Annotated in this window: 24 protein-coding genes and 3 pseudogenes; 16 read left to right on the plus strand and 11 right to left on the minus strand. The window is 70.6% G+C overall.

The features are described from left to right. Positions 1-187: 187 nt before the first annotated feature. Entirely contained in the window at positions 188-2,980 is a 2,793-nt protein-coding gene (locus ACFV7R_RS39170; protein ID WP_385273027.1) for an AAA family ATPase, read from the plus strand. Here ACFV7R_RS39170 and ACFV7R_RS39175 read toward each other — a convergent pair. The 3 genes from ACFV7R_RS39175 to ACFV7R_RS39185 form a co-directional block, all read right to left on the minus strand. Beyond that, the gene (locus ACFV7R_RS39175; RefSeq protein ID WP_385273030.1) at positions 2,973-3,242 is read right to left on the minus strand and encodes a hypothetical protein; all 270 of its coding nucleotides are present in this window, start codon (positions 3,240-3,242) and stop codon (positions 2,973-2,975) included. The two genes, ACFV7R_RS39170 and ACFV7R_RS39175, sit on opposite strands and share 8 nt — an antisense overlap. A 189-nt stretch (positions 3,243-3,431) precedes the next feature. Next, positions 3,432-6,146 carry an AAA family ATPase gene (locus ACFV7R_RS39180; RefSeq protein WP_385273033.1) on the minus strand — a complete coding sequence of 905 codons (2,715 nt, stop codon included), beginning with the start codon at positions 6,144-6,146 and terminating at the stop codon, positions 3,432-3,434. A 242-nt stretch (positions 6,147-6,388) separates the two neighbouring features. After that, positions 6,389-6,820, minus strand: coding sequence for a DUF3806 domain-containing protein (locus ACFV7R_RS39185; RefSeq protein ID WP_385273036.1), 432 nt, complete (start codon positions 6,818-6,820; stop codon positions 6,389-6,391). 283 nt (positions 6,821-7,103) lie between these two features. Here ACFV7R_RS39185 and ACFV7R_RS39190 point away from each other — a divergent pair, with 283 nt between their 5' ends. Then, positions 7,104-7,679 (plus strand): TetR/AcrR family transcriptional regulator, encoded by a 576-nt coding sequence (locus tag ACFV7R_RS39190; protein ID WP_385273039.1) that lies wholly within the window; start codon positions 7,104-7,106, stop codon positions 7,677-7,679. Between the two features lie 49 nt (positions 7,680-7,728). On the opposite strand, the gene ACFV7R_RS39195 is transcribed toward ACFV7R_RS39190, so the two are convergent. Beyond that, a complete protein-coding gene (locus ACFV7R_RS39195; RefSeq protein ID WP_385273042.1) occupies positions 7,729-8,154 on the minus strand; it encodes a cupin domain-containing protein in 426 nt (141 codons plus the stop codon). Between the two features lie 334 nt (positions 8,155-8,488). On the opposite strand from ACFV7R_RS39195, the gene ACFV7R_RS39200 reads away from it, so the two are divergent. After that, entirely contained in the window at positions 8,489-8,623 is a 135-nt protein-coding gene (locus ACFV7R_RS39200; protein ID WP_385273045.1) for a hypothetical protein, read from the plus strand. 55 nt (positions 8,624-8,678) lie between these two features. Here the strand turns inward: ACFV7R_RS39200 and ACFV7R_RS39205 are convergent. Then, positions 8,679-9,157 (minus strand): annotated as a pseudogene (locus ACFV7R_RS39205) (thiamine pyrophosphate-binding protein); the annotation flags it as partial. A gap of 221 nt (positions 9,158-9,378) precedes the next feature. On the opposite strand from ACFV7R_RS39205, the gene ACFV7R_RS39210 reads away from it, so the two are divergent. Continuing rightward, positions 9,379-11,289, plus strand: coding sequence for a glycoside hydrolase family 9 protein (locus tag ACFV7R_RS39210; RefSeq protein ID WP_385273048.1), 1,911 nt, complete (start codon positions 9,379-9,381; stop codon positions 11,287-11,289). Here ACFV7R_RS39210 and ACFV7R_RS39215 read toward each other — a convergent pair. After that, positions 11,273-11,452 carry a hypothetical protein gene (locus ACFV7R_RS39215; RefSeq protein ID WP_385273051.1) on the minus strand — a complete coding sequence of 60 codons (180 nt, stop codon included), beginning with the start codon at positions 11,450-11,452 and terminating at the stop codon, positions 11,273-11,275. The genes ACFV7R_RS39210 and ACFV7R_RS39215 overlap by 17 nt on opposite strands. A 61-nt stretch (positions 11,453-11,513) precedes the next feature. Next, a complete protein-coding gene (locus ACFV7R_RS39220) occupies positions 11,514-11,708 on the minus strand; it encodes a hypothetical protein (RefSeq protein ID WP_385273054.1) in 195 nt (64 codons plus the stop codon). A gap of 140 nt (positions 11,709-11,848) precedes the next feature. On the opposite strand from ACFV7R_RS39220, the pseudogene ACFV7R_RS39225 reads away from it, so the two are divergent. Further along, positions 11,849-12,136: pseudogene (locus tag ACFV7R_RS39225) on the plus strand (DUF6924 domain-containing protein); the annotation flags it as partial. 38 nt (positions 12,137-12,174) lie between these two features. After that, the gene (locus ACFV7R_RS39230; protein WP_385273057.1) at positions 12,175-12,285 is read left to right on the plus strand and encodes a DUF6924 domain-containing protein; all 111 of its coding nucleotides are present in this window, start codon (positions 12,175-12,177) and stop codon (positions 12,283-12,285) included. Between the two features lie 75 nt (positions 12,286-12,360). Here ACFV7R_RS39230 and ACFV7R_RS39235 read toward each other — a convergent pair whose 3' ends face one another. Then, a complete protein-coding gene (locus ACFV7R_RS39235; RefSeq protein WP_385273060.1) occupies positions 12,361-13,602 on the minus strand; it encodes a cytochrome P450 in 1,242 nt (413 codons plus the stop codon). Positions 13,603-14,125: 523 nt separating this feature from the next. On the opposite strand from ACFV7R_RS39235, the gene dacB reads away from it, so the two are divergent. The 6 genes from dacB (at position 14,126) to ACFV7R_RS39265 (ending at position 19,933) form a co-directional block, all read left to right on the plus strand. Next, positions 14,126-15,469: a D-alanyl-D-alanine carboxypeptidase/D-alanyl-D-alanine-endopeptidase gene (gene dacB / locus ACFV7R_RS39240; protein WP_385273063.1), complete on the plus strand. Its 1,344-nt coding sequence runs from the start codon at positions 14,126-14,128 to the stop codon at positions 15,467-15,469. Positions 15,470-15,630: 161 nt separating this feature from the next. Beyond that, positions 15,631-16,680 carry a ricin-type beta-trefoil lectin domain protein gene (locus tag ACFV7R_RS39245; RefSeq protein ID WP_385273066.1) on the plus strand — a complete coding sequence of 350 codons (1,050 nt, stop codon included), beginning with the start codon at positions 15,631-15,633 and terminating at the stop codon, positions 16,678-16,680. A gap of 49 nt (positions 16,681-16,729) precedes the next feature. Next, on the plus strand, positions 16,730-17,695 hold the full coding sequence (locus ACFV7R_RS39250) for a transcriptional regulator (protein WP_385273069.1): 966 nt from the start codon (positions 16,730-16,732) through the stop codon (positions 17,693-17,695). Positions 17,696-17,832: 137 nt separating this feature from the next. Then, positions 17,833-18,027 carry a hypothetical protein gene (locus ACFV7R_RS39255; protein ID WP_385273072.1) on the plus strand — a complete coding sequence of 65 codons (195 nt, stop codon included), beginning with the start codon at positions 17,833-17,835 and terminating at the stop codon, positions 18,025-18,027. Positions 18,028-18,195: 168 nt separating this feature from the next. Then, positions 18,196-18,987, plus strand: a complete 792-nt coding sequence (locus ACFV7R_RS39260; protein WP_385273075.1) for an acyl-CoA dehydrogenase family protein — start codon at positions 18,196-18,198, stop codon at positions 18,985-18,987. Further along, positions 18,971-19,933 (plus strand): AraC family transcriptional regulator, encoded by a 963-nt coding sequence (locus ACFV7R_RS39265; RefSeq protein WP_385273078.1) that lies wholly within the window; start codon positions 18,971-18,973, stop codon positions 19,931-19,933. The genes ACFV7R_RS39260 and ACFV7R_RS39265 overlap by 17 nt, the downstream gene beginning before the upstream one ends. Positions 19,934-19,936: 3 nt before the next feature. Here the strand turns inward: ACFV7R_RS39265 and ACFV7R_RS39270 are convergent, their stop codons facing one another. Then, positions 19,937-20,266, minus strand: coding sequence for a flavoprotein (locus tag ACFV7R_RS39270; RefSeq protein WP_385273081.1), 330 nt, complete (start codon positions 20,264-20,266; stop codon positions 19,937-19,939). A 68-nt stretch (positions 20,267-20,334) separates the two neighbouring features. Between ACFV7R_RS39270 and ACFV7R_RS39275 the strand changes: the two genes are divergently transcribed. Then, entirely contained in the window at positions 20,335-20,574 is a 240-nt protein-coding gene (locus tag ACFV7R_RS39275) for a hypothetical protein (protein ID WP_385273084.1), read from the plus strand. A 207-nt stretch (positions 20,575-20,781) separates the two neighbouring features. Further along, the gene (locus tag ACFV7R_RS39280) at positions 20,782-21,255 is read left to right on the plus strand and encodes a DNA starvation/stationary phase protection protein (RefSeq protein ID WP_385273087.1); all 474 of its coding nucleotides are present in this window, start codon (positions 20,782-20,784) and stop codon (positions 21,253-21,255) included. A 77-nt stretch (positions 21,256-21,332) separates the two neighbouring features. Here the strand turns inward: ACFV7R_RS39280 and ACFV7R_RS39285 are convergent, their stop codons facing one another. Beyond that, positions 21,333-21,872: a CGNR zinc finger domain-containing protein gene (locus tag ACFV7R_RS39285; protein ID WP_385273090.1), complete on the minus strand. Its 540-nt coding sequence runs from the start codon at positions 21,870-21,872 to the stop codon at positions 21,333-21,335. A gap of 118 nt (positions 21,873-21,990) precedes the next feature. Between ACFV7R_RS39285 and ACFV7R_RS39290 the strand changes: the two genes are divergently transcribed. Then, complete coding sequence (locus ACFV7R_RS39290) at positions 21,991-22,419, plus strand: hypothetical protein (RefSeq protein WP_385273093.1); 429 nt, start codon at positions 21,991-21,993, stop codon at positions 22,417-22,419. A gap of 80 nt (positions 22,420-22,499) precedes the next feature. Here ACFV7R_RS39290 and ACFV7R_RS39295 read toward each other — a convergent pair whose 3' ends face one another. Next, entirely contained in the window at positions 22,500-23,420 is a 921-nt protein-coding gene (locus ACFV7R_RS39295; protein ID WP_385273096.1) for an alpha/beta hydrolase, read from the minus strand. A 180-nt stretch (positions 23,421-23,600) separates the two neighbouring features. Here ACFV7R_RS39295 and ACFV7R_RS39300 point away from each other — a divergent pair. Further along, a pseudogene (locus ACFV7R_RS39300) lies at positions 23,601-23,718 on the plus strand (transcriptional regulator); the annotation flags it as partial.

The following is a 23,718-nucleotide window of genomic DNA, read 5'->3' on the forward strand; positions in this document are numbered from 1 at the left end:
ATACGGCGCAGACATACCAAGAAGACACGGCTCCGCGCCTGCCACCAGCGGATTCCTCCCGTACAGCCCAAACTGCATGTGAACTGCCTGGCGCTGCGGACACCTGTCCGTTGGGATGGAGGCCGACAACAGAGCGCTCCCTTGAATCCGGTGGGACCGTTCGATGTCCCGGAACCGGGAGTCACCCATGAACGCTCATACCGAGGTCCTTTCTCTCGCTGTCCGGGAAGAGGGTCGCGATACGCCGTCGCCCGCCGCCTCCCTCCTTTCGGGGCCGTCCGGAACCGCTGGACTCGTCGGACGCGAGACTGAGCTGCGGGAACTGCGGGACTTCCTGCGCGAGGCCCTGGCGCACGGAGCGGCTCGGGTGATGTGCGGAGAGGCGGGCTCGGGGAAGTCGGAGCTGCTCGAAGCCTGCGTCGAGACGGCTACGGCCGCCGACATGCATGTGCTGAGGTGCGCCGGCATCCGGACCGGCAATCCCCCGGAGCTCTCCGGTCTGCTCCAGATCGTCTGGTCGATTCTGGGCGGTCTGCGCCGGTCACTGGACGCCGGGCAGTGCCAGGTCCTGGAGCAGCTGCTGGTCGACGGTGCCCGCGGTGACCGGACCCGGTTGTCCTTCGCCGTTCTCGGCGTCCTGGAATCGGTCAGCGCCAGGCAGCCCCTGCTGATCGCCATCGACGACTGGGACGCGCTGGACGAAGCCAGCAGGGAAGTGCTCTCCTTCGTCGCGCGAAGGACCCGGGGCCATGCGCTGGCCCTGCTGGTGACCTCGCGTCCGCACCGCACACGACTACAGTCCTTGGCCGGCCTTCCGGAACTGAAGCTCGCGCCGCTGACCCCCGCCCAGTCCGCCGCTCTGCTGGCGGTGAGGCGTCCGGGCAACGACCCGGAGTCCATACGTGAGCTGCTGGCGACCGCGGTCGGCAACCCTCTCGCGCTCCTCGAACTCCCCACGTCCGAGGACCGACTGCTGTACGGACCCGTCTCGTCCGACCGGCTGGCCTCCGTCATGGCGCCCGGAGCCGCACGGCTTCCCTCGGGGACGCGTCATCTGCTTCTCCTGGCGGCGCTGCACCCGACCGGCGACCTCCCCCTGCTGCTGTCTGCCGCGTCGAGGATCGCGGGCGCCGAGTTGGGCTTCGCAGTACTGGAACCGGCAGAGGACGCGGGACTCGTGGCGTTCGACGGCAGGCGTCTGCGCTTCAGCCACCCGGCCACGGCGGGAGCCGTGATCCACGGCGTCGGGCCGCATCGCCGCCGCACCGCGCACGCGGCTTTGGCGGCCGTGCTGACGCAGGACTCGGTGGGGAGGCTGTGGCACCTCTCGCAGGCCGCGGTGGAGCCCGACACAGAGCTGGCCAGCCGTCTCGAGGACGTGCACCGGCACGGGCTGGACCGGAGCGAACCGATGATGGCCGTACATCTGCTGCGGCGCGCCTCCGAACTGTACGGCGCGCCCGCGGACCGGGGACGCTGCGCGCTCCTGGCCGCCCAGCTCGCCCACGACCTCGGTCGGGGGCACATGGCGCGGACGATGGCGCGCCGCGCGCTGCGCCACCCGCTGGGCCCCTTGGGCACGCTCTGCGCGGAGGCGCTCACGCACCTGGGAGACGAGAGCGACCGGCAGTGGCCGACGGACCCCGCCACCTGGCCCACGCCGGTCGGCGCCGACGAGCAGGAGAACGCGCTCGAGCTGGCCCGGCTGACGGCACCCACGGTTGCGGGCGACCCGGAATGCGCGGACGCGCTGCTGGCCTTTCTCGACGGGTTGTCGGACAAGGCGGTCGACCCGCGGCTGCTGCACGCCATGGCCGCTGCGGCTCCCGTCCGCCGAGCCGCGACCGTCATCACCCGTGTGTCCGATCTGCCGAGGCTCGCACACGCGTCCACCCGCGACATCGAACGCCTGGGGGAAGCGGCCTTGCTGGCCGGTGACCCCCTGCGAGCGTTGGACCTGTACCGGCGGACGGAGTACCGCTACCGGTTCCGTGAACAGGCCGACCAAGTGCCACGGGTCGTGCTCCGGCAGGGACTGGCGCAGCTGCTCGCGGGTACGTGGGCGCAGGCCGAACTGTCCTTCCTGCGGTGCGGTGAACTCGCGGCGGAACACGGCCGGGGTCACCACGCGACCGCCGCGGCGCTCCTGGGGGATCTCGTACGCGGTCTGCGCACCGGTACGGGGTCCGCGGTCCACGCGCGCGATCGGGAAACCGCGCGCCGTTCGGTGCGCTCGATCGACGAGATTCTCGCGGTCGGCACCGCATGGGCTCAGGTGGAGAACGGGGACTTCGCCGCCGGATTCGCGGCGCTCTCGTCTCTTCTCGCCGATCCCGCCCGTTGCGCCGCGGCCCTGTTCGTTCTGGTTCCCTTCGCCGAGGCCGCCAACGCCGTTAACGCGGGCGACCAGGCACGAAGGACGCTGCGCCGACTCGAACACGAGCTGGGCGCGGAGTGCGCGCCTCTCGTCTCGGTCGGGCTCGCGGTGGCCCGTGCCGTCCTGGCGGACGACCAGGACGCAGAATCCCTGTTCGAACACGCCTTCGCCGCCGACCTGTCACACCGGCCCTTCCTGGAGGCGTCCCTGCGCCTGGCCCACGGGCGCCTGCTCCGGCGCCGGCACGAGTTCACCGACTCCCGTGTAACCCTGCGTCAGGCGGCGGCCGCCTTCACCACGATGGGCGCCGAGGCGCGTGTCGCGCGGATCACCGCAGAACTCCGGGCGTCGGGCGGGAGAGCTGAGGTGAACACCCCAGGCGCACCCGGGCCGACCCAGCCCCGTGATCTTCTCAGCCCGCAAGAACTACGGATCGCCCAACTGGCCGGCCGTGGACTTTCGAACCGTCAGATCGGTGAAGTCCTCGGTCTCTCGCCCCGGACCATCGGCTCCTACCTCTATCGGATCTTTCCCCGGCTCGGGGTGACGGCACGGGCACAGCTGTCCGAGGTCCTGAGGGAGGCTCAGGTTCCTGTCACCTGACGGACTCCGCCTTGACGCGCATCTCCGCGGCGCGTGCGACGCGCAGGGCACCGAAGAGCTCGGCTGCCCGGGTCCAGCTCGCGCGCGCCTGTTCAGGTTCACCCTGTTCCAGCTGGGCGGATGCGAGGAAGTCCAGCACCTCGGCCTGACCGTGGTCGGAGTGGATTCCCTGGTTGAGCCACAGCGCCTTCCGGTAGCTGGCGACAGCGGCATCGAGTTCGCCCAAGCCCTGCTGGGCGAGGCCGGTATTCGCCCAAACCACCCCCTCGTTAAAACGGTCCCCGATCTCTTGCAGAGTGGGGAGCGCTTCCTCGCACAACGCAATGACCTGGTGGTGATCGCCGAGTGAGGTGAAGAGCCAGGACAGTTCGGTGAGGGCGAGTGCGATCTCATCGCGCTGCTGCAGCGTACGGGCGATCGCCGGCTCCCGCTGCTGTAACGGAAGTTCGGCTCAGTAATCTTTCAGCTTCTCGGCCAGTTGCGCGCGTGAGGTGACGTCCAGCTTCGGGAAGATCTGGTAGAGGTGCGAGGCCACCGTACGGGGGGACAGGCGGAGTTGTTCCCCGATGGCCGGGTTGGTCAGACCGCGGGCGGCGAGGCGGGCGATGGTGAGTTGCTGCGGCGACAGCACTCGGGAGAGCTCGTCCTCGACGAGCTCCTCGCCCGCCCTGCCGGTCGCCCTCAGCTCCAAGGCCGCCAAATCCGCGCGGGTACTGGCGCCGAGAGTCCTGAAGACGCGCTCGGCCGTGGCGAGCGGCTCCCGCGACTCGACGACGCGGCGCCCGCGCCTGAGCCACGCACCGTAGCTGAACTGGGTCATCGCGTACAGCAGGGGACACTCCTCGGCCGCGTCCCCAAGTGCCTCGCCGTAGCGCGCCTCGGCCTCCTCGTCCGGGGCGAGGGCCGCTCTGGCATAGGCCAGAACCCGCCGGAGCAGCGGCGACCGCCCGGTCTGTGTCTGGCTCTCGACGCGCTCGACGACGGCCTCGGCGTCGGTCGACTTCCTCGCGGGCAAGGCCGCTTCCACGAGGAAGGCCAGTGCCCAGAACTGCTCGAAGGAGTACGGCGTCGTCAGCTCGGTGAACATCGAACGCAGATGGGCGTAGGCCTCGGCGTATCGCCCCGTACCGGACGCTGCCAGCGCGCGTGTGAGGGAGGCCAGACTCAGCTGTTTGCCGTGGCCGAGGTGCAGTGACGCGTCCTCGACCGCCGCGGCGCACTCCAGCGCTCTGTCGTGATGGCCGCGCAGCGCCTCGATGACACCCTGGACTCCGGTGGCTCGCGCGGCCCAGTTGGGCTGTCCCGTTCTGGTGGCGGTCACCCGGCCTTCCTCGGCCATCGCCTCCGCGGTGCGCCACTGGCTGCCCAGCCAGATCTCCCCCACTGCCCTCGCCACCAGGATGTGCGGCAGCTGTCGGTGCCGTCCGTCGACGCGGACGGCCGCCTCCGCCTCCTGGAGCAGCAGCGCCGCCCGGCTGAGGTCGCCCGTGAGGTGTGCCGCCTGGCCGAGCAGGATCCGGTCGTCGATATCGGATCGGTCCGTGGTGCCGTGCAGCGGGAGGCGGCTCGCCGACAACGGCTCCATCAGGGCCATGACGACGAGATCACGTGCGTTCCATGGCGGGGGCCGCAGGTCCTCGACCGCCTGGACGACAAGGCGGCGTTCCGCGGCCCCGGCCTGTTGCCACCAGCATCGGCCCGCCGCGGCGTACAGCAGTTTCTGCGCGAGGACGGGATGCCCGGTGGCGACGGCGCGCGCCATCGCGCAGAGTTCGGGGATCCGGTCCCGGCCGACCGCGGAGTTGCCGGGCATCAGATCGTGCAGCCAGAGCTGCACGGCACGACCGTAGTCTCCGAGCTCGGCGACGGCGATCTCACGGGCGTACCGATGAGCCTGCGCTTCCAGACCGTGCTGGCACGCCAGTTCCGCGGCGTACGCCAACCGGCTCGCACGGCGCTCCGGGGCCGCGGAGAGACGGGCCGCACACTCCAGTGCGGCCAGGGACATGAGGATCGCCGTGCCCGGACGGGGGCCGGCCGCCAGTGCCTCCAAACGCTCGGCGAGCTCCTCCTGGGCACCGGCCGCGCACTGAGCCGCGTGCCAGGCCGCGTGGCCGCGGTCCGTGATGCTCTGCCCCAACGCCGCGTGAGCGGTCATGCGCCGGGCCGCGCTCTCGAGGTGGAGGACCGCCACACGAAGCAACGGCTGAGGAAAGTGCAGGCGGTGGTCGCTCTCGTTCACCAGCCCGCGCTCCACGACCTCGTCCAGACCGGCCCGCGCCGCGACTTCGCTCCCCAGCACCCGCGTGCTCGCGCCGAGAACGTCCTGTGCCACCGGCGACATGCTCAACGCCGCGGTGAGCAGTACACCGCGCGCGTGTGCCGACAGGCCCTCCAGGTTCTCCGCATACGCCTCGGCCAGACGCGGTGTCGCCGGCAGCATGCCGAGGCCGGCGGCGTCCAGGAGAGCGCTGCCGTTCAGCGACAGCTCGGTGAGCGCGAGCGGGTTTCCTCGCGCCACAGTGAGGACGAGTTCCCTTTCGGCGTGGGCCGTGGCGTGCCCGGAACGTTCGACGAGCGCGCGGGCGTCCTGGTCGGAGAGCGGCTTCAGCGTGACGGCGAGCGCGTCCATCACGCGCCGTTCCTCGGGTGCCCCCCGCTCGGCTATGACCATGCCCACCTGTGTCTCGCCGCAGAGCCGGGCCATCTCGCGTACGGTGTCCCGGCTCGCGGCATCGAGCCGGTCGAGGTCGTCCACGCACACGAGGACCGGCCCAGGTGTCACCGATAGCAGGCGCAGCGCGGCCGCGGCCAGGTCTTCGGGTGCCGACTCGACGGCGCCCGTGAACGCCTCTTCCAGCATCGCGCGTTCCGCGGCCGGCAAATCGGTGAGCCGGACCAGACGAGGGTGGAGCAAGGCGTGCAGCGCGGCATGCCGCACTCCTCGCTCGGCCGGAGCCCAGGCAGTGGACAGCACGGGCATGCCCCGCCGCGCCGCTTCCGATTCCGCGAACCGTAGGACGGCCGTCTTGCCGATACCCTCGGCCCCGCTCAGGTGAAGGACGCGCCCGCCGCCGGACAGGCCGGCCAGCAGCGTGGCCACCAGCTTCTGTTCGTGCTCGCGGCCGACCAGGGACATGCCGTCCGACCACACATGTGCGCTCACCTTGTGCCCTCCCCGAGGCCCCTCCGACCAGCAGCGGGTGTGTCCACGAGACGAGGTGCGTTCGCGAAGGACCGATCCGAGCGGCACGGGGGATTGCCCCGGCCAGGATGTGTCTCACCCAAGCGCCGGTACACGACAGTGGGTTGCACTCCGCCCGACGCTGAAAAAGATAACGGACATTTTAACACCCGACTTCGTCTCCGCCGGGTGGCTGCGAGGCCGGCCGGGCTCACCGACGGGCCTCAGCCGTGCGTACTCCCTGCAGCGGGACCGCTGTCCGGGGCGACCTCGGCATAAAGACCGCGGATGCTGACGTCCGCTCCGTGCTTGAGGCGGCGGAAAACCCAGTCGATCGGGTGGCACTCGCGTGTGTCGGGGAGTTCCATGACCAGGGGGACGGTGTGCTGAGGGTCCGGCGTGAGGCGCCAGACCGCGCCTGCGTGACGCGTCAGTATTTCGCCGACGTAACAGCCGAAGGCGACGAGGGAGTCGGCCATCTCCTGGCCGGTGGCACCGTCGGTCCGGAAGCCGTCGACTATGTCCTCCACCAGGCCGATGCTCCCGGGGCTGTAGTCCAGCTCGGCGTCACTGATGTCGGCCGCGGCCTCGACGATGGCAGCTGCGTGGAGAGGCGCGCTGTCGGGCTCCAGGGGGTAGTTCAAGTGCAGCTGCATGTTTGTCCTCGGACCGTTGCCGTCGATGCCGTCGAGGCTAGCCGGAGAACATCCGCCAGGCATGCCCCCGAGCATAAGCATTTGGCACTGGCCTGCCCCGACCAACAGACACCATACGGCCAAGGTGCGCACATGCTTCGCACCCTTCGGCCAGGAGATGTTGCTCTCTCCGACCACTGCAGTCGGCAGTCAGTCGACTCATGCCTCCGGACGGATGCCCCGCCAAGGTGGGAGCCGTGCCCTGACCTGCACGCGCTGAAGACTCCGAGAAAGGGGCCCACGTATGGCACGTCCTCGTGCGTTCGACACCGACCTGGCACTGGAAAGGGCCATGGAGCTGTTCTGGAAGCAGGGGTACAGCGCCACGCCACTGCCGCATCTGACAGCCCGGCTAGGAATCGGCAGTGGCAGCCTGTACGCGGCGTTCGGGTCCAAGGAGGGCCTGTATGCACAGGCCCTGAAACGCTACTGCGACGGGCTGGTCGCGGATCTCGAGGGGCAGATGGATTTCGCCCTCGACATTCGCACGACGCTGCGCAGTGTGCTGCTCGCGCTGGCCCTGGCCGACGTGTCGGACCCTGAACGCGGCTGTCTGCTGGTCAACGCGACGACAGAGCGCGCCGCCCACGGCAGCACGGTCGAACAGGTGAGGTCGACCATGGCCGCCGTGGAGTCCGTGCTGACCGGGGCGTTGGAACGCGCTCGGGTGCGGGGCGACCTGGGCACCGCACAGAGCCCGGTGGAACTGGCCCGCTTCCTGACCACGTTCATTCAGGGCCTGCATGTCATGGGCAACGCACGCGCGGACCGGTCGTTCCTGGAGTCGGCCGTGTCCACGGCCCTGAAGGTCCTGGACTGAGGCAGCGCGTGGGTCGGGCCCGGCTCGTCGCTGGAGGAAAGGAGGAGTCCTAGTAGTTGGTCACCAGGGGCTTCGTCTCGTCGACCACGTATGTGGAGAGCATCATCGTGGTCACCGTGCCGACGTTGCGAGCGTTGTGGATGACACCGTTCGGGATGAAGAACGGGTCACCCGTGCGCAGCCGGAGCGGCGGCCGGTCGTCGAACTCCATCAGGACGTCGCCGCGGACGATGTATCCGACCTCGACACCGGGATGGCTGTGACGGCCCGACTCCTTGTGCCGGGGAATCTGCACGAGCGTCTGCACGGCCTCCCAGCCCTCGGCGGGCGAGGGGTGTTCCTGAAGCAGGGTGCGTGTGACGCCTGCAGTCGGATCGGAGTCCGCAGCTGCGGCGGTCGACGACAGAGCGGCTACGCCGAGCGCGCCGGCCGCCGCGGCCCCGCTGGTACGGAGAAGAGAGCGGCGATCGATCATCACAGGTCCTTTCGATCGGTAGGCATCAAAGCCGACCAGGCAGGCAGAAAGTTCTTCCAACACAAAGCAACCATGTGTCTCAGTAGACACACAAGGGCGTAAGTCGGCCAACCTGAATACGTGTGCACATGTCGAGGGCCGGTGCCGGGGACCGGCCTCCCCTCGCCGCGGTTGCGCCCTGTCGGCCGTCCGCCTGAACCTGGACGAGTTCCGCGTCTGTGTGTCCCGCGCCAGGAACCTGGCGGCACAGAGAGATCCGCAGCGGGCGGTGGCGGTGCTGCGTCAGGGGCTCGCGCTGTCGTGCTCCTGGACGAGTCCCTCCCAACCTGTGCCCATGCTCCCGGTCTTCACCGGGCGCGCGGAGGAACTGGCGCAGCTGGACGCCTTGCCGGAGGACAGCACAACGGAGCCGCGCACCACGGCTCTCATCGCGTTCGACGGCATGTCCGGAGTGGCAACACGACGCTGACCGTGCGGTGGGCGCACCGCTTCCCTGACGGGTGGCTCTATCTGGACCTGCAGGGCTCGCCAGGTACGACCACGACCGCCACTCCCTGCGTTCGACGGCTGCCCGCATCGCCATCTCCAGGATGCGCGGCCCGGACTCGGGGCTGGTGACCACCTCCGCGTAGACGCTGCACTCGGCGAACAGCTCCTGCGGGCGGGGCTCCTGGAAGTAGCCGGAGCCGATCTCACTGCCGGGGATCCGGGCGGCGATGGCGAGGACCGGCACACGGCTGCGCTGAGCGTCGAAGAGCCCGTTGATCAGGTGCAGGTTGCCCGGACCGCAGCTGCCGACGCACACACTGAGCTCGCCGGTCAGCCCGGCCTCGGCCGCCGCCGCGAACGCGGCGCTCTCCTCGTGCCGCACATGCACCCGGTCGACGCCGTCCCGGCGTATCGCATCCGTCAGGCCGTTGAGCGAGTCACCGGGCAGGCCGTACAGACGGCGCGCCCCGGAGGCCTTGAGCGAGGCGATGACGTGGTCGGCGAAGGCGGGCATGCGGTTGCCTTTCATCGGTCGTGAGCGCATCCGGCGGGGCAGGGGCGCGCCTGGATCACGGCTCGCCGCGTTTGATGAGCGCCTGATCAGGCTCCGGGAACGGACATTGCGCACACATCCGTCGAATGACTGCGTCATCGGCGCCGGGACACCTTCGGCTTCTCGGTCGGACGACTGTCGGATGCCGGCCCCAACATGCCTCGTAGGACACACTGTGTGCCATGAAACCCTTGTCCCGGTTCGTTCCGGCAGTCACGGTCACGGTCGCCTCGTTCGTGGCGGCGGGCGGCCTCGTCTCCTGCTCGGCGGACGACGCCGCCGAGCCCGCGGAGATACGTGTCAACCAGGCCGGATATGTGACCGGTGAGAAGAAGTACGCCTACGTCATGGGAAACGGCGACGACCTGGCCGACGCCGGCTTCACGGTGGTCGACGAGCGCGGCCGCACCGTCCTGCGCGGCAGGCTGGGCCCCTCGACCGGTTCCTGGAACGCCGCCTACGACACCGTCCGCACCGTCGATCTGTCGGCGCTCCGCCGGACCGGCACCTACCGGCTGCGGCTGACGGGCTCGGCGGAGGGCCGGTCACCGCGCTTCCGGGTCGCCTCGGCGGGGCAGCTGACGGACGCGCTGCGCGCGGACAGCGTGCGCTTCTTCCGCACCCAGCGGGACGGCGGCGACGTACTGCCGGAGCAGACCGGCCGCGTCGCCTCCCACCTGACCGACGAGCGGGCCGTCGTCTACGCGCCCCCGCGCTACACGGCCGGCGGCGAGCGGACGGCCGCCACCGCGCTGACCGAGGTGGCGGGGCCCGTCGACGTGTCCGGGGGCTGGTTCGACGCCGGTGACTTCCTCAAGTTCACGCACACCACGTCGTACGTCGTCGGGCAGCTGCTGACCGCCGTGCGCGACACATCTCCGGTGCCCGGGCTTCCGGCGGAGGCGGACCACGGGCTGGACTGGCTGGACAGGATGTGGGACGGCCCGGACGGCGTCCTGTACGCCCAGGTGGGCCTCGGCAGCGGCAACGCGCGGCTGCGCGGCGACCACGACATGTGGCGCCTGCCGGAGGAGGACGATGCTCTTTCCGTACGGCCGGGCGACCCCGACTACTTGGTGAAGCACCGCCCCGTGTTCCGCGCCAACACCCCTGGCGACCCCGTCAGTCCCAACCTGGCGGGCCGGGTGGCCGCCGCCTTCGCGCTGGCCGCGCAGGTACGGGCCGAAGAAGACCCGGAGGCGGCGCGGCGGTGGCTCGACAAGGCGGCGGAGGTGTACGCGCGCGCCGACACCGACCCGCACGGGCGCCTGTTCACCACCGTCCCGGCGAGCTACTACCGGGAGGACTCGTGGCGGGACGACATGGAGTGGGCGGCCGTGGAACTCGCCCGCGCCGCCCGCAAGTTGGGGGACGGCCGAAGCGTGCGGTGGCAGCGGGAGGCGGTCGGCTGGGCGAAGGCGTATCTCCAGTCCGGCGAGCGCGGCACCCTGGACGTGTCGGATGTCAGCGCCCTCGCCCACGCGGATCTGCTGTCCTCGCCCGGACTGGACGGGGACACGAGGAACGCGCTCGAAGCGGATCTCAGGCGGCAGTTGGCGGAGGGCACGCGGCAGGCCGCCCGGGACCCGTTCGGCGCGGGTGTCGTCCTCACCGAGTTCGACGCCGTACCGCGCACTTTCGGGCTGGTGGCCACGTCCGGGCTCTACGCGCGCGTCACGCGTGACCACCGCTTCGACGCCTTCGCCTCCCGGCAGCGCGGCTGGGTCTTCGGTGCCAACCCCTGGGGCACCAGCTTCGTCATCGGCGCGGGTGAGACGTACCCGCACTGCCCGGAGCACCAGGTGGCGAACCTCGCCATGAGCCGCACCGGGCGGGGGGACATCCTGCGGGGTGCCGTGGTCAACGGCCCCAACAAGGCGGAGCTGTTGGGCGACCTGGAGAGGTTCGACAGCATGCGTCCGTGCTCCGCCGAGCCGTCCGGACACCGGTGGTCCGACTTCGACGGGCACGGTGCCGGCTACGTCGACGACGTGGCCGCCTGGCAGACGGTCGAACCGGCGGACGACTTCACGGCGACCGCCCTGCTCGCCCTCTCCCTCACCGCGGACACGGCGGTCACAGAACTGCGCTGAGAAACGTGACGGCCGCCAGCCAGCGGGTCCTCCTGGTGTACTCCTCGGCCTCCCGGTCCGGCTCCCGCCGGTCGTTGCAGTTGACCCGATGGAGCAGCTCCTCGATGGCCTCCTGCTCTTTGCCCAGACGGCCCGGGAAGAGGGGGTATTCGTAGGTGTTCATGATCTGTCCTGTCGACGGTGGGTGCTCAGCGACGGTTGCGGTACGGACCTGCACCTGAGTGCTACAGCCCCAGGTCGAGGGCCAGGCACGAGAAGGTGCGCCACGCGCCCGTGTCCTCGGGAGAGGTTTTCGCCCCGCCGTTCGGCCCGGACTCCACCACGTCGGTCATGTCCTCGTAGCGGATGCGCTCGGGCAGCTCGCCGAAGCGCACACACCGTGCCGCCGCGGCGGTGTCCATCGTGGCTTCCTGGTTCATGACCAGCCCCCACTTCGTGGATCGTGGACGAGTCCTGTCGGTCGACGGGACTGCTTTCAGCTTGCACCCAGTCTCGTCACCAGTCAAGACGGTGACGCATTGATATGTGTGACCTGTACGGCTGGCTGACATGCCCAGGCATGAGAGACCTTCCGCACACCGGACACACCTTGCTGATCCGCATCGACTTCTCCGACGAGGCGGCCTGGCAGAGCCTTCGTACCGTTGTCACCACTCCTGACGAGGAGGACGGCTTCCTCGCGGCGCTGCGCATCATGGACGACCCCGCCTACCGCGACCTGACCGCCGAGCGGCTCGTCGCACTCGCGCCCGCCGAGGACGACCTGCTGATTGTGGCGGACGGCAGGGCCTTGACGGAGGCGGAGATACCGCTGCCGGCCGTCATGAGGACGGACGCGGAGGACGAGGACGAGAGGGGCCGGAGCAGAGCTTCGACGAACTCAGGGTGGTGGCCTCGAAGTTGTGGTCCGTCGAGAACAACGTCTCGCTCGCCAACATGGACTGGGAGGAGTTCGTGGACGCCGCCGAGGCGGACGGAGTCTTCCGGGGATTCTGAGGCTTGGAGGTTCACGCCGTCCGCAGCCGTGACTTCGATGCCGGCCGGGTCCATCGGGTGGGAGTCCAGCACATCTCACCCGGTGCGGTAGCGCACCGGCAGGGACAGCACGCCGCGCACCATGCCGGACGGGAACCAGGCGAGGGAATCGGCGGGGACCGCCAGTTCCAGGTGCGGGACGCGGGTGAGCAGGGTGTGCAGGGCGACGCGGGCCTCCAGGCGGGCCAGCGGGGCGCCCAGGCAGTGGTGGATGCCGTGCCCGAAGGAGAGGTGCCGGACGGCGGGACGGGTGATGTCGAGCGTGTCCGGGTCGCCGCCGTCGGGCAGGAGGGCGTCGCGGCCGGCGGAGGCGAGGGCCACGGTGACGATGCCGCCTCGGGGGATCCGCACTCCGCCCAGCTCCAGGTCCTCGGCGGCGTACCGGTTCGTGGTGCGCTCGACGGAGGTGTCGTAGCGCAGGAACTCCTCGACCGCGTTGGGCAGGAGCCCCGGGTCGTCCCGCAGCAGCCGCAGCTGGTCGGGGTGCCGGAGCAGCGCGAGCACGGCGTTGCCCAGGAGATTGACGGTGGTCTCGTGGCCGGCGATGACGAGGAGGGCTGCGGTGCCGGCGAGTTCCTCCTGGGAGAGCCGGCCGTCGTCCTCGTCCCGGGCGGCGACGAGGGCGGACATCAGGTCGTCGCCGGGGGTGCGGCGCTTGTCCTCGACCAGTTCGCGCAGGAACGTGTGCAGGCTGGCCACCGCCGCGGCGTACTCGGGGTGGCTCACCTGGAAGGCGAGGGTCGTCCAGCGGCGGAAGTCCTGGTGGTGGGCCTCGGGGATGCCGAGCAGTTCGGCGATCACCGCGACCGGCAGCGGCGCGGTGAAGGCCTCCACGAGGTCGAGTTCACCGGACGGCGGCATGGCGTCGATGAGTTCGTTGGCGATCTGGGTGACGCGCGGCTCCAGTTCGGCGGACCGCTTCGGGGAGAAGGCGCCTGACACCAGACGGCGCAGCCGGGTGTGCTCGGGCGGGTCCGCCTCCAGCATCTGCCCGCCGAACCCGGTGCCGCGCTTGTGCCCCAGGAAGCCCGCCGCCTCCAGCATCTCCACGGCCGGCTGCGGGTCCTTGAGCAGCGCCGGATGGGTCAGCGCCTCGCGGGCCAGGTCGTAGTCGACGACCACCCAGCCCGTGATGCCGGGGAAGAACTGCGCCGGATGAATGGGGCCCTCCGCGCGCAGCCGTGCGTACTGCCGATGGGCGTCCGCCTTGAACTCCGGGCCCATGATGACCAGTTCGCCCGGTTCACCGGCCGACAGGGCCTGCTGGTACGTGTCCATACATGTGTCCTCGATCCGTAAGACCCTGCCCGTGCAACAGCCGTCATGCAGGACACGGAGCAAGTGCGCAGAAGGGTTCACTCGTGCACTTGCCGCCAGGTGTCCGCGGGCCGCGGCGTCATCGCACTCCGACCGCCTCCAGGCTGCTCGGTCCCTCTCGGGCGTCATGGCTCCCCGCGGAGCAGACGCGGTCCGCGGTCACGCGGTCGGCGCCGCTCGGCCGCTCTGCGCCCCGCCGGGGAACCAGCAATTCGCGGCGGCCAACGCCGTCACGGCGGACCATGTCGCCCGCCACAGGGCCGTCTTCCGGCACGCGGACTTCATCGGCGGCACCCTTCACCTGTCACACCGATCAGGACACCTGCGTGAGTCCAGGCACACATGTGCGATGCTCGTCGGCCTCTGCGACCGTACCCGACACCACACATGACGAGTGGTAGGGTGCGCGCCGATCTTCTTCTCACACGTTTCTGCACTCGGACCTTGGGATTCCATGAGTAACTCGGCAGAGGAAACACAGCAGATGAATGCCTTCGTCCCGGGCGGCCGGCGTCGGCACCGCAAGATGAGACAGGGCGGCTCGGGAGTCCGGCGTGCCGTCGTGCTCGCGATCACGGTGCCCATGGCCTCGGCCGCGCTGGCGGGACCCTCGGCCTTCGCCGCGTCCGGCAACAGCGCGACGGGCACGGCGGCCGGCGCGACCGAGGGTGTCGACGCCGACGACCAGCAGATGGCCGCGAACCTGGACACCCGGGTGCTCGACCAGCGGCTGGGCTCCGACGTGAGCGGTGTGGTGCTCGACGCGGACTCCGACAGCACCCTGTGGGACCACAACGGCTCCACCGCGCTGATGCCGGCCTCGAACGTCAAGCTGGCCACGTCGACCGCCGCCCTGACGGTGCTCGGCCCGGAGCACCGCTTCACCACCAAGGTGGTCTACGGCGACGGCACCCTGACCCTCGTCGGCGGCGGCGACCGCACCCTCACCAGCGCCGACCTCGCCGAGCTGGCGCAGACCGCGGTCGCCGGACTGCAGAAGGCGGGCCTGACCTCGGTGAAGATCGCCGTGGACGACAGCCTGTTCCCCGAACCGACCCTCGCCGACGGCTGGAACGAGGGCTACTACCCGGACTCCGTCGCCCCGGTTCGCGCCCTGGTCGTCGACGGACGCGGCGTCCAGGACACCTCCATCGACGCCGGGCAGACCTTCGCCGAGCTGCTCGCCGAGAACGGCATCACCGTCGACGGCGACGTCACACGTCGTACGGCAGCCCGCACCGACGTGCCCGTCGCACGCCACAAGTCGGCCCCGCTGGGGGACATCGTCAAGAAGATGCTCAAGACCAGCGACAACAACATCGCCGAGACCCTGCTGCGGATGACCGCCCTGGGCGCGGGACGCCCCGTCACCTTCGAGGGCGGCACCGAGGTCGTGCGCCAGGTGCTCAGCCACCGCTACGGCGTCTCTCTCGACCACTTCGAGATCCACGACGGCAGCGGCCTGTCCCGGGCCGACCGCATCCCGGCCGCCACCCTCGCCCAGATCCTCGAACTGCTCACGGAGCCCCGCTACGCGCACACCCTGGGCGCCGTCCTGGACGGCCTGCCGGTCGCCGGTGAGGCGGGCTCCACCCTCGGCCCGGAGTGGGGCCGGTTCGACGACCCGAACTCCCAGTGCGCGGTCGGCAAGGTGCAGGCGAAGACCGGCACTCTCACCGGTGCCATCGCCCTGAGCGGTCTGACCCGGACCGACGACGGCGAATGGCGGGTGTTCTCCTTCATCGAGAACGGCTCCACGGCCGCTCCGAACGACATCAAGGACGCGATGGACGGCCTCGCCGCGACCGTGAACGGCTGCTGGGCCTAGCCAGGTCCGGCAGCCGGGTACCGCCCACCGGGACGCCGCCCGACCGCGAGGTCGGACGGCGTTCGTGTGCGTGGCACCGGTCCTGTCTCACATACAGCGGCCCGCCGCCGGGCCCTCCGCGACACTGCCGCCCATGCTCCGGCTCCGCTGGAAAGGAACCCATGAAGCCTCCACACACGCCCCCTTCGCCGGGAGGCCTCCCCAAGAGGGTCCCGGGCAGCGCCAGGTCGGTCGGTTCCGGGCCCGTCCAGGACGGCGACACGGCCGGTGTCGCGGAGCCGGCCGCGCCGGGGAGCGTCGGCCGTACGCCGGACGCGGCCGGGAGAGGCGCCTCCCTGCCCCGGCTCGCCCAGATCTCCTCCCTCGGGTCGCGGGGGAACGCCGGCCGCGGTGCCGACGATCCCGGCGCCGCCCCGAACAAACCCGGCGACGACGTCGCACGTACCGGCGACAAGGCCCGGCGCGAGGGATTCCGTGGTGCCCTCGGCGTCGTGGGCATCGTGGGACTGCTCGCGGTGGGCGGCGTCCTGCTGACCCTGGGCCTGGTCGGCGGGCACGACGACAGGCGCGACGGGGCGCCGGTCGCCGTCGACTCCGGTGACTACGGCACAGACGTCGTCGACGGGCTCGGCGATGTGCCGGCACCCGCGGTGAGCGCGTCCGGTACCGGCACCGGCACCGGCACCGGCAAGGAGCCCGATAGTTCCGCGAAGCCCACGTCCACCTCGCCCAAGAGCAGTGCGTCGAGCAAGGACGCCCCGTCCGACCGACGCGCCACCGCCCCGGCGCAGGAGCCCACCGGAACCGAGACGACCGCCCCGGCCGCAGTGCCGGGTGTGAACGTGTTCAGCCACGCCTCGCAGCGCTGCATCGACATCGTGGGCGGCAAGGCCGTGCAGGGCGCGAAACTGATGATCTGGGACTGCTCGGAATCCGCCTCGCAGCACTGGACGTTCACGGGCGGGACCATGCGCGCGCTCGGCATGTGCGTACAGCTCGCGGACGGCTCGACGGCCGACGGGGCGGACCTCGAACTGGCTACCTGCAACGGGAGTTCGGCGCAGCGGTTCGTGCTGAACTCCAGCCATGACCTGGTCAACACGCCGGCCGACAAGTGCACGGACGTACGGGACAACCAGACGGCGAACGGCACTCGGCTCCAGCTGTGGTCCTGCTCCGGCGGTGTCAACCAGAAGTGGTCCACGTCCTGAACGGATGCCGACCCGACGGAGGTATGTACAGGTGCTTACGGCACTGGGCATGTCCGAGCCCGATGAACGAATCTACCGGTGCTTCCTGGACCAGGGACCTGTGCTCGTCTCGGACCTCGCCGTATCGCTGGGAACATCGGCGGACCACGTTCACCGGTCCGTCGCCCGTCTCACGGAACTCGGACTCCTGCGCGCCACCGGCGGAGGCTGCTACCAGGCGACGAACCCCGAGGCCGCGCTGCTGCCCCTGCTGGCCAGGCGGCAGTTCGAGGTGGAGACGGCGCTGGCCTCGGCGCGGACGGAGATCGACCGGATCGCCGAGCGCTACCGCGACGGAAGGCTGCGGGCCGATCCGCGCAATCTGGTGGAGGTCCTGTCGGAGCGCGAGCTGATCCGGGAACGGGTCGAGGAACTGAGCAACTCCGCGACGAGCCACATGTGGGCTCTCGACCGTCCGCCCTACGTGGGCCGCCCCGATGGCCGACACCACAGCAACGAGGACGAGTTCGCCATCACGGCGGCCTGGCTGGGGCGGGGCATCGAGGTGCGCTCGATCTACTGCCCGCAGTCGATGGAGCGCCCCGGACGGTTCGCCACGCTGCTCAGACTCGCCGAACTGGGCGAGCAGTCCAGACTGCTGCCGTCCCTGCCGTTCAAACTGCACATCATCGACAAGCGAGTCGCCCTGGTCCCGCTGTCCGGCCCGGTCTACGACGACCTCGTCGTCATCCACCCATCCGGCATGCTCGACGCCCTGGTGGAGCTCTACGAGGCCTACTGGGCCCGCGCCGAGCCGATCTCCGGCACAGCGCCCGCCGCGGACGGCACCTTCGACGCGGACGACATCCTGCTCCTCGGCATGCTCAAGGCCGGCCTGAAGGACCAGGCCATCGCCCGCCAGCTGGGGTGCAGCACCCGGACCGCCACCCGGCGCATCGCCGCCGTCCTGACCAGGCTGGGAGCCGACACCCGTTTCCAGGCGGGGGTCAGGGCCGCAGCCCGGGGACTGATCTGAGCCGGCACACGTGGCCTTCGGATCTGTTCATCTCCCCATGGCGGTCGCGGCTGCCGCTGAACCTCACGGCGATCAAAACACGTGTCTTCAGCGTATGCGGGCATTCACCCTTGCCGATTCCCCACGTTGGAGAACCCATGAGCACATATGAGTCCGGCCCGTTGCGTCTCCCCGAGCTGCTCTCGGCCTCCGTCAAGGCCGCCGCCGAGGAGATGGAGGCCGGTCGTGATCTGCCCGGGAAGCTGATACAGGAGCTGCGCGACAGCGGTGCCTTCCGGCTGCTCACCCCGCGCGAGCTGGGGGGTTCGAGGCACCTCTGGAGACAGTGCTGAAGGTGTACGAGGGCTTCGGACGTCTCGACGCCTCGGTGGCGTGGGTGGTGTGGAACACCAACTGGGGGGTTCCTCGCCGCGCTGCTCGGCGAGGCCGGCACCGCCCGGATCTGGGCGGACGGCCCCGATCCGAACTTTGCAAACGCCGACCAGCCTGGCACTGCGGTGGTGACCGAGGGCGGCTACCGTCTCTCGGGCACCTGGAAGCGCGTCAGCGGCGTCGACCGGGCGGACTGGCTCGTCGTGGTCGCCGTCGTCGCGGAGGACGGCAGCCCCCGACTGACGCAGGCGGGCGCACCGGACGTACGGCTCTTCGCCCTGAGCCGGGACCAGCTCTCGGTCCTGGACACCCGGGGCGTCAGCGGCATGCTGGGCACCGGCAGCAACACGGTGGTCGTCGACGACGTCCTGGTCCCCCACGAGCTGGTCGCCCGGTTCGACGTGCCGACTCGTACCCAACGGCCCCTCCACCATGGTTTCGTCCCCGCGCTCGTCTTCCCTGGCTGCTCCGCCGTGGTGCTCGGTGTCGCGCAGAGCGCCGTCGACGAGATCGTCGCCCTCGCCACGTCCAAGAGCACGTTCACCGGTGGCACGCTCGCGGAATCCGCTCGCGCCCAGGCGACCGTCGCGCGGTCGGAGGCGGCCCTCCATGCGGCGCGACTGCTGTTGCTGTCCGCGGCGGCGACCGTGGACGCCGCCGGGGAGAAGGGCGAGCCCGCAACCCTCGACCAGCGGGCTGCCCTGCATGCCGCGATGTGCCACGCGACAGAGGTCAGTCGTGAGGTGCTCGTGGCCATGTACGAACTCGGCGGCTCTGCCTCGATCGACCGCGGCAACCCCGTCGAGCGGCTCTTCCGCGACGGCATGGTGGCGCTCCAGCACGCCAACCGCTTCGCCCCCTTCCTGGAGGCCGCCGGGCGCGTCCGCTTCGGGTTCGATCCCGGTGTCCCCCTCTTCTGACCGGGGCCCGGCGGTGGCCTGTTCACGCACCCGGTGGTCCAGCGCCGACGTCGAGCCCTCCGACACGTTCGCCTACTGGGCCGACGTCGTCTGCGACACGTTCGTCGGGGTGGCGGTGCGTCCTGAGCCGGACGGGGCCTTCGAGGGCCGGATCGAGACGTCCGTCCTGGACGCGGTGGGGTTCGCCGCGCTGACCGCGAGCCCCCAGAAGGTGGCACGGACGCGCCGGCTGATCGCGCGCGACCACGAGGACGTCCTCCTCGCCAACATCCAGCTCCACGGCCGGGCCAGGCTGGAGCAGAACGGACACGTGGCCGTGCTCACCCCCGGGGCGATGGCCTTCGTCGACAGCGCCCGCCCCTACGCGCTGGATTTCGCGGACGACTTCTCCCAGCTGGTGGTCAAGGTGGCCAGGGCCCGGCTGCCGCACCGCTCCCTGAACGGGGCGACCGCCGTGGAACTGGGTGCCTCGGGCCCCGGCCGGGTGGTCGCCGACTTCCTCGTCGGGCTCGACCGTCTGCAGGGCCACGACCCGGGAGCGGCGGCGGCCCTGCTGCCGCACGCCGTCGACCTGCTGGACGCGGCGCTGGGATGGGCCGCGGGCGGCGCGCTGCCCCAGACGTCGGCGACGGCGTTGACGCGGGAGCGTGTCGACCGGTTCGTACGCCGGCACGCCACGGACCCTCGCCTGGACGCCGCCGCGGTGGCCGCGGGCTGCGGTGTCTCCCGGCGCACGATGTACCGCGCTCTGGCCGAGGGCGGCGAATCGCTCACGCGGCTGATCCGCAGGGTTCGGGGGTCACACGCGCAGCGGCTGGTCCTGGCGCACCCCGAACGCCCGCTCGCCGCCGTGGCCCGCGAGTGCGGGTTCGGCGGCGAGGCACAGCTGTACCGGGCGTTCAGAACGGTCACGGGCATGACGCCCGGCGCCTACCGTTCCCGGTGACGGTCAGACGACCACGGGCCCGCTCTTCGGCATGAACTCCCTGACCACCTCGATGAACTGGGGCGGAGCCGGCGGCATGGGCGCCTTGACGAACTCGCCGAGGCCGACGTCGTAGCGCTGCCCCCACTGCGGGTCGACGACGTGGTGGCCGTCGAGGCGGAGCTGGTCCACGTTGCGCTGGACAGCGGGCTTGGCCCACATCACGCCGGTCATCACCGGGAAGAAGACCACGGGGAAGTCGGCGGCGGCGATCGTCGCGGCCGGCATGTTCGGCACGGCGCCCGTGGCGGTGGCGGAGAGCATGTTGGCGGTGGCCGGGAGGACGGCCATCATGTCGTGCTCCGCCGTCACCGTCGCCTTCAGCGCGGCCGGCGGCGGCCGGCATCGCCGAGACGCTTCGGTTGGCCGCGGACACACCCGTCGACGTGCGCCTGGAGGTGTCCGGAGTGCCCAACGGCACGGTGCGGTTCATCACCGACGAGGGCCAGACGCACCAGGAGTCGCTGGGCGCCTCCGGCACCGGCACGGTCGTGTGGCGCACCACCGCCTCGCTCGCCGCGTACGTGCGCGCCGAGGTCCGCCACCCCAAGGCGGACGGCACCCTCGGCAAGGGCAACACCATGGCTCCGGACCTGCAGTGAGGCCCGACGGCGGCGCTGACCAACCCGATCCTCTTGCAGATCCGGGCCTGACCGCACAAGTCGGCACGGCACACGTGTCGGTGGCCCACCTCGCCCACGTGTGCTTGTTGCTGTCGTCCGACCGGCAGTCAAACGACTGATCCATGACAGACCGGTGGCTCCGACAATGGGGACGCTGGCGACAATCCGGAAAGGAACCGCACACCCATGACGGTCATCAACAGCCCACTGCCGGACAAAGAGCGCGAGATCGCGGGCAGCGCCCTGCAGGCGACCCTGGTCGACCTGCTCGACCTGTCCCTGGTGGCCAAGCAGGCGCACTGGAACCTCTACGGGCCGCGCTTCCGCTCCATCCACCTGCAGCTCGACGAGGTGGTCACCACCGCTCGCGACTACGCCGACACGGTGGCCGAACGCGCCGCCGCACTGGGAGTCAGTCCGGACGGGCGGGCCGCCACCATCGCCGCCACCAGTGGGGTGCCCGACTTCGCGGCGGGCTGGACGAAGGACGTCGACGCCGTCGACGCTCTGGTGCGGACGTTCTCCGCCGTCATCGAACGGGTGCGAGAACGCATCGAGGTGACCGGTCCGGCGGACGCGGTGACGCAGGATCTGCTGATCGGCCTGACCGCCGATCTGGAGAAGCAGAGCTGGATGTTCCAGGCCGAGAACCGCGGCTAAGGGGTGCGGGGACGGGTTCCGTACGAGGGGACCACCCCCGCTGGACACATGTGCGCGGCGCCCCGGGACAGGGGCGCTCACCTTCGGCGGCGCGCCCGCAGGGCGGCTGCCTTGACGCGGTTCCCGCAGGTCCGCATCGCGCACCACTCCCGCCGGCGGCCCCGGGAGCGGTCGAGGTAGACGTGGGTGCAGTCGGGGTGTCCGCACTCGCGCAGTAGGGCCGCTTCCGCGCCGGCGATGATCTCGACCGCCTCGCGGGCGAGCTCGGTGAGGGCCTGGGCGGCCTTGCCGGAACGGCTGGTGCCCGCGGAGCCCAGCCGCATCGCCACCGGCACCCCGGCGGCCTGCCGGTTCACCGCGACGACCGCCCCGACGGGTAGGGGACGGCCGGTGAGACGAGCCCTGACCAGCGAGTGGATCGCCTCCCGCAGCTCCCGCGCCGCGCGCAGGTCCGCCTGGTCGGATCCGGGCCGCTCGTCGAGCAGCCCGGACTCGACGAACCAGGAGTCGAGCAGCCCGGGGGAGCCGATCCGCTCGATCGGAACCGGCGCCCGCCGCTCCTGCAGGGTGCCCACGAAGTCGAGTGTGAGCGTCCCGCACGGAAACACATGTCTCACGTGACCCTCCTGACAGGTGATCGAACACTCTCCAGAGTAACCACCTTGACGGGTGACGAGACCTCATGGGAATCTTTCGTCACCAGCCAGAACGGTTACTTCTCGGTGAGGACATCCCATGGCAGTCGTACGCTTCCACCTCGTCTCCCAGCTCAGCCCCAAGGACGTGCTGGAGGTGCTGACCGACTTCGGTCCCTCCCGCGCCAAGGCCTGGCCCACGATCGACGCCGACCACTTCGAGGTCCACGACCTCGGCGACACCTGGGCCGAGGTCACCGAGGGAACCGCCGCGGCCTGGGAGCGGGTGCGCTACGAGTGGCAACCGGCCGGTGACACGGTCACCATCACCACGCTCGACTCCAAGCTCTTCGGAGCCGGCGGCGGCTGGGTCTTCCGGATGGCCCCCGAGGGCGACGGCACCAGGGTCGACGTCGAGCTGACGCGGCAGCCGAGCACGGTCAAGGGCAAGATGCTCGCCGCGCTCCTCCCCCTGGCCGCTCCCGCGTCCCTGCGCAAGTCCTTCGCGGGGCCGCTGCAGGCGAAGTGACGCACTCGCACATGCCGGAGGGGCCGACAGCTCACGCTGTCGGCCCCTCCGGCATGTGCCCCGTACGTGACCTCAGTCGGTCACTTGTCGAGGTGGGTGGTGAAGTAGTCGGTGAGCTTGTCGACGGCGGGGTCGATGTATTCGCGCTTGTCGTAGAGGTCGACGTGGCTGGCGCCGGGAATGCGGTGGAGTTCCTTGGGGCCGGTGGCGGCCTGGTGGGCCTCAATGGCCATCCAGGCGGTGACCGCGCGCTCGCCGATGATCTGCAGGATGGGACGGGGGCCGATGAGGGGGACGGCGCGGAAGACGTCGCTGGAGGCCATCTTGTCGATGCTGTCCCAGGTGAGGTACTTCGCGGAGCGCTCGTGGTAGCCGCGGGCGCCGCAGTAGTACTCCCAGCCCTCGATGCCGTGCTCGCCGCCCAGGGCGCCCGCCTGTTCGGCGGTGTCGGGGAACATCGTCAGCACGCCGGGGTCCTCGCCGCGGGCGGCGCGGGTGCGGGCCTGGGCGGCGGCGTCCAGGAGGGCCTGGAAGACGGCCGGGTCCTGGGAGCCGTCGGCGCCGTAGCGGAACTGGCGGGCGGGTTCGGCGGTGCACACGGTCGCCACGGCCTTGACGCGGTGGTCACCGCCGGTGGCAGCCAGCGAGTAGCCGCCGGAGGCACAGATGCCGAGCAGGCCGATGCGGTCGGCGTCGACCTCGTCGCGGGTGATGAGGTAGGAGACAGCGGCCTTGAAGTCCTCGATGCGCTGGGCGGGGTCTTCCAGTCCGCGGGGCAGGCCGCCGGACTCGCCCTGGTAGGCGGCGTCGAAGGCGAGGGTGACGAATCCGCGCTCGGCCATCAGTTGCGCGTAGGTGCCGGAGGTCTGTTCCTTCACCCCGGTCCCGGGGTGTCCGACCACCAGCGCCGGACGGCGGCCGGCAGTCGGGCTGTCGGGGGTGTAGAGGTGCGCGGCGATCTCGATACCGGCGCTGTCGAAACTGACACGGGTCCTGGCCATGGAAACAACACTCCTGAAAGACGGTGACGGACGATGCCGTGGAGCACCCGGTCCGTGCCGGGCACACATCCACCATCCGCCACCTGCCTCGCCCGCGGGAGAGACAGGTTTCTGCCTGGGAAAGAACCTGCCCCCTCACACCTGTGTCGCGCCCGGACCGGCCGCATGACACTGGAGAACATGAAACCGACACCCGACTCCCACCTCGGCACCTTCCTCAGGGCCCGTCGGGCGCAGCTGGATCCGCGCGAGTGCGGCCTGCCGGAGACGGACTCAGCGCGCCGGGTCACGGGACTGC

Origin of the sequence: Streptomyces sp. NPDC059866 (assembly GCF_042731325.1) — a bacterium.
Taxonomy (GTDB): Bacteria; Actinomycetota; Actinomycetes; order Streptomycetales; family Streptomycetaceae; genus Streptomyces; species Streptomyces flavusporus.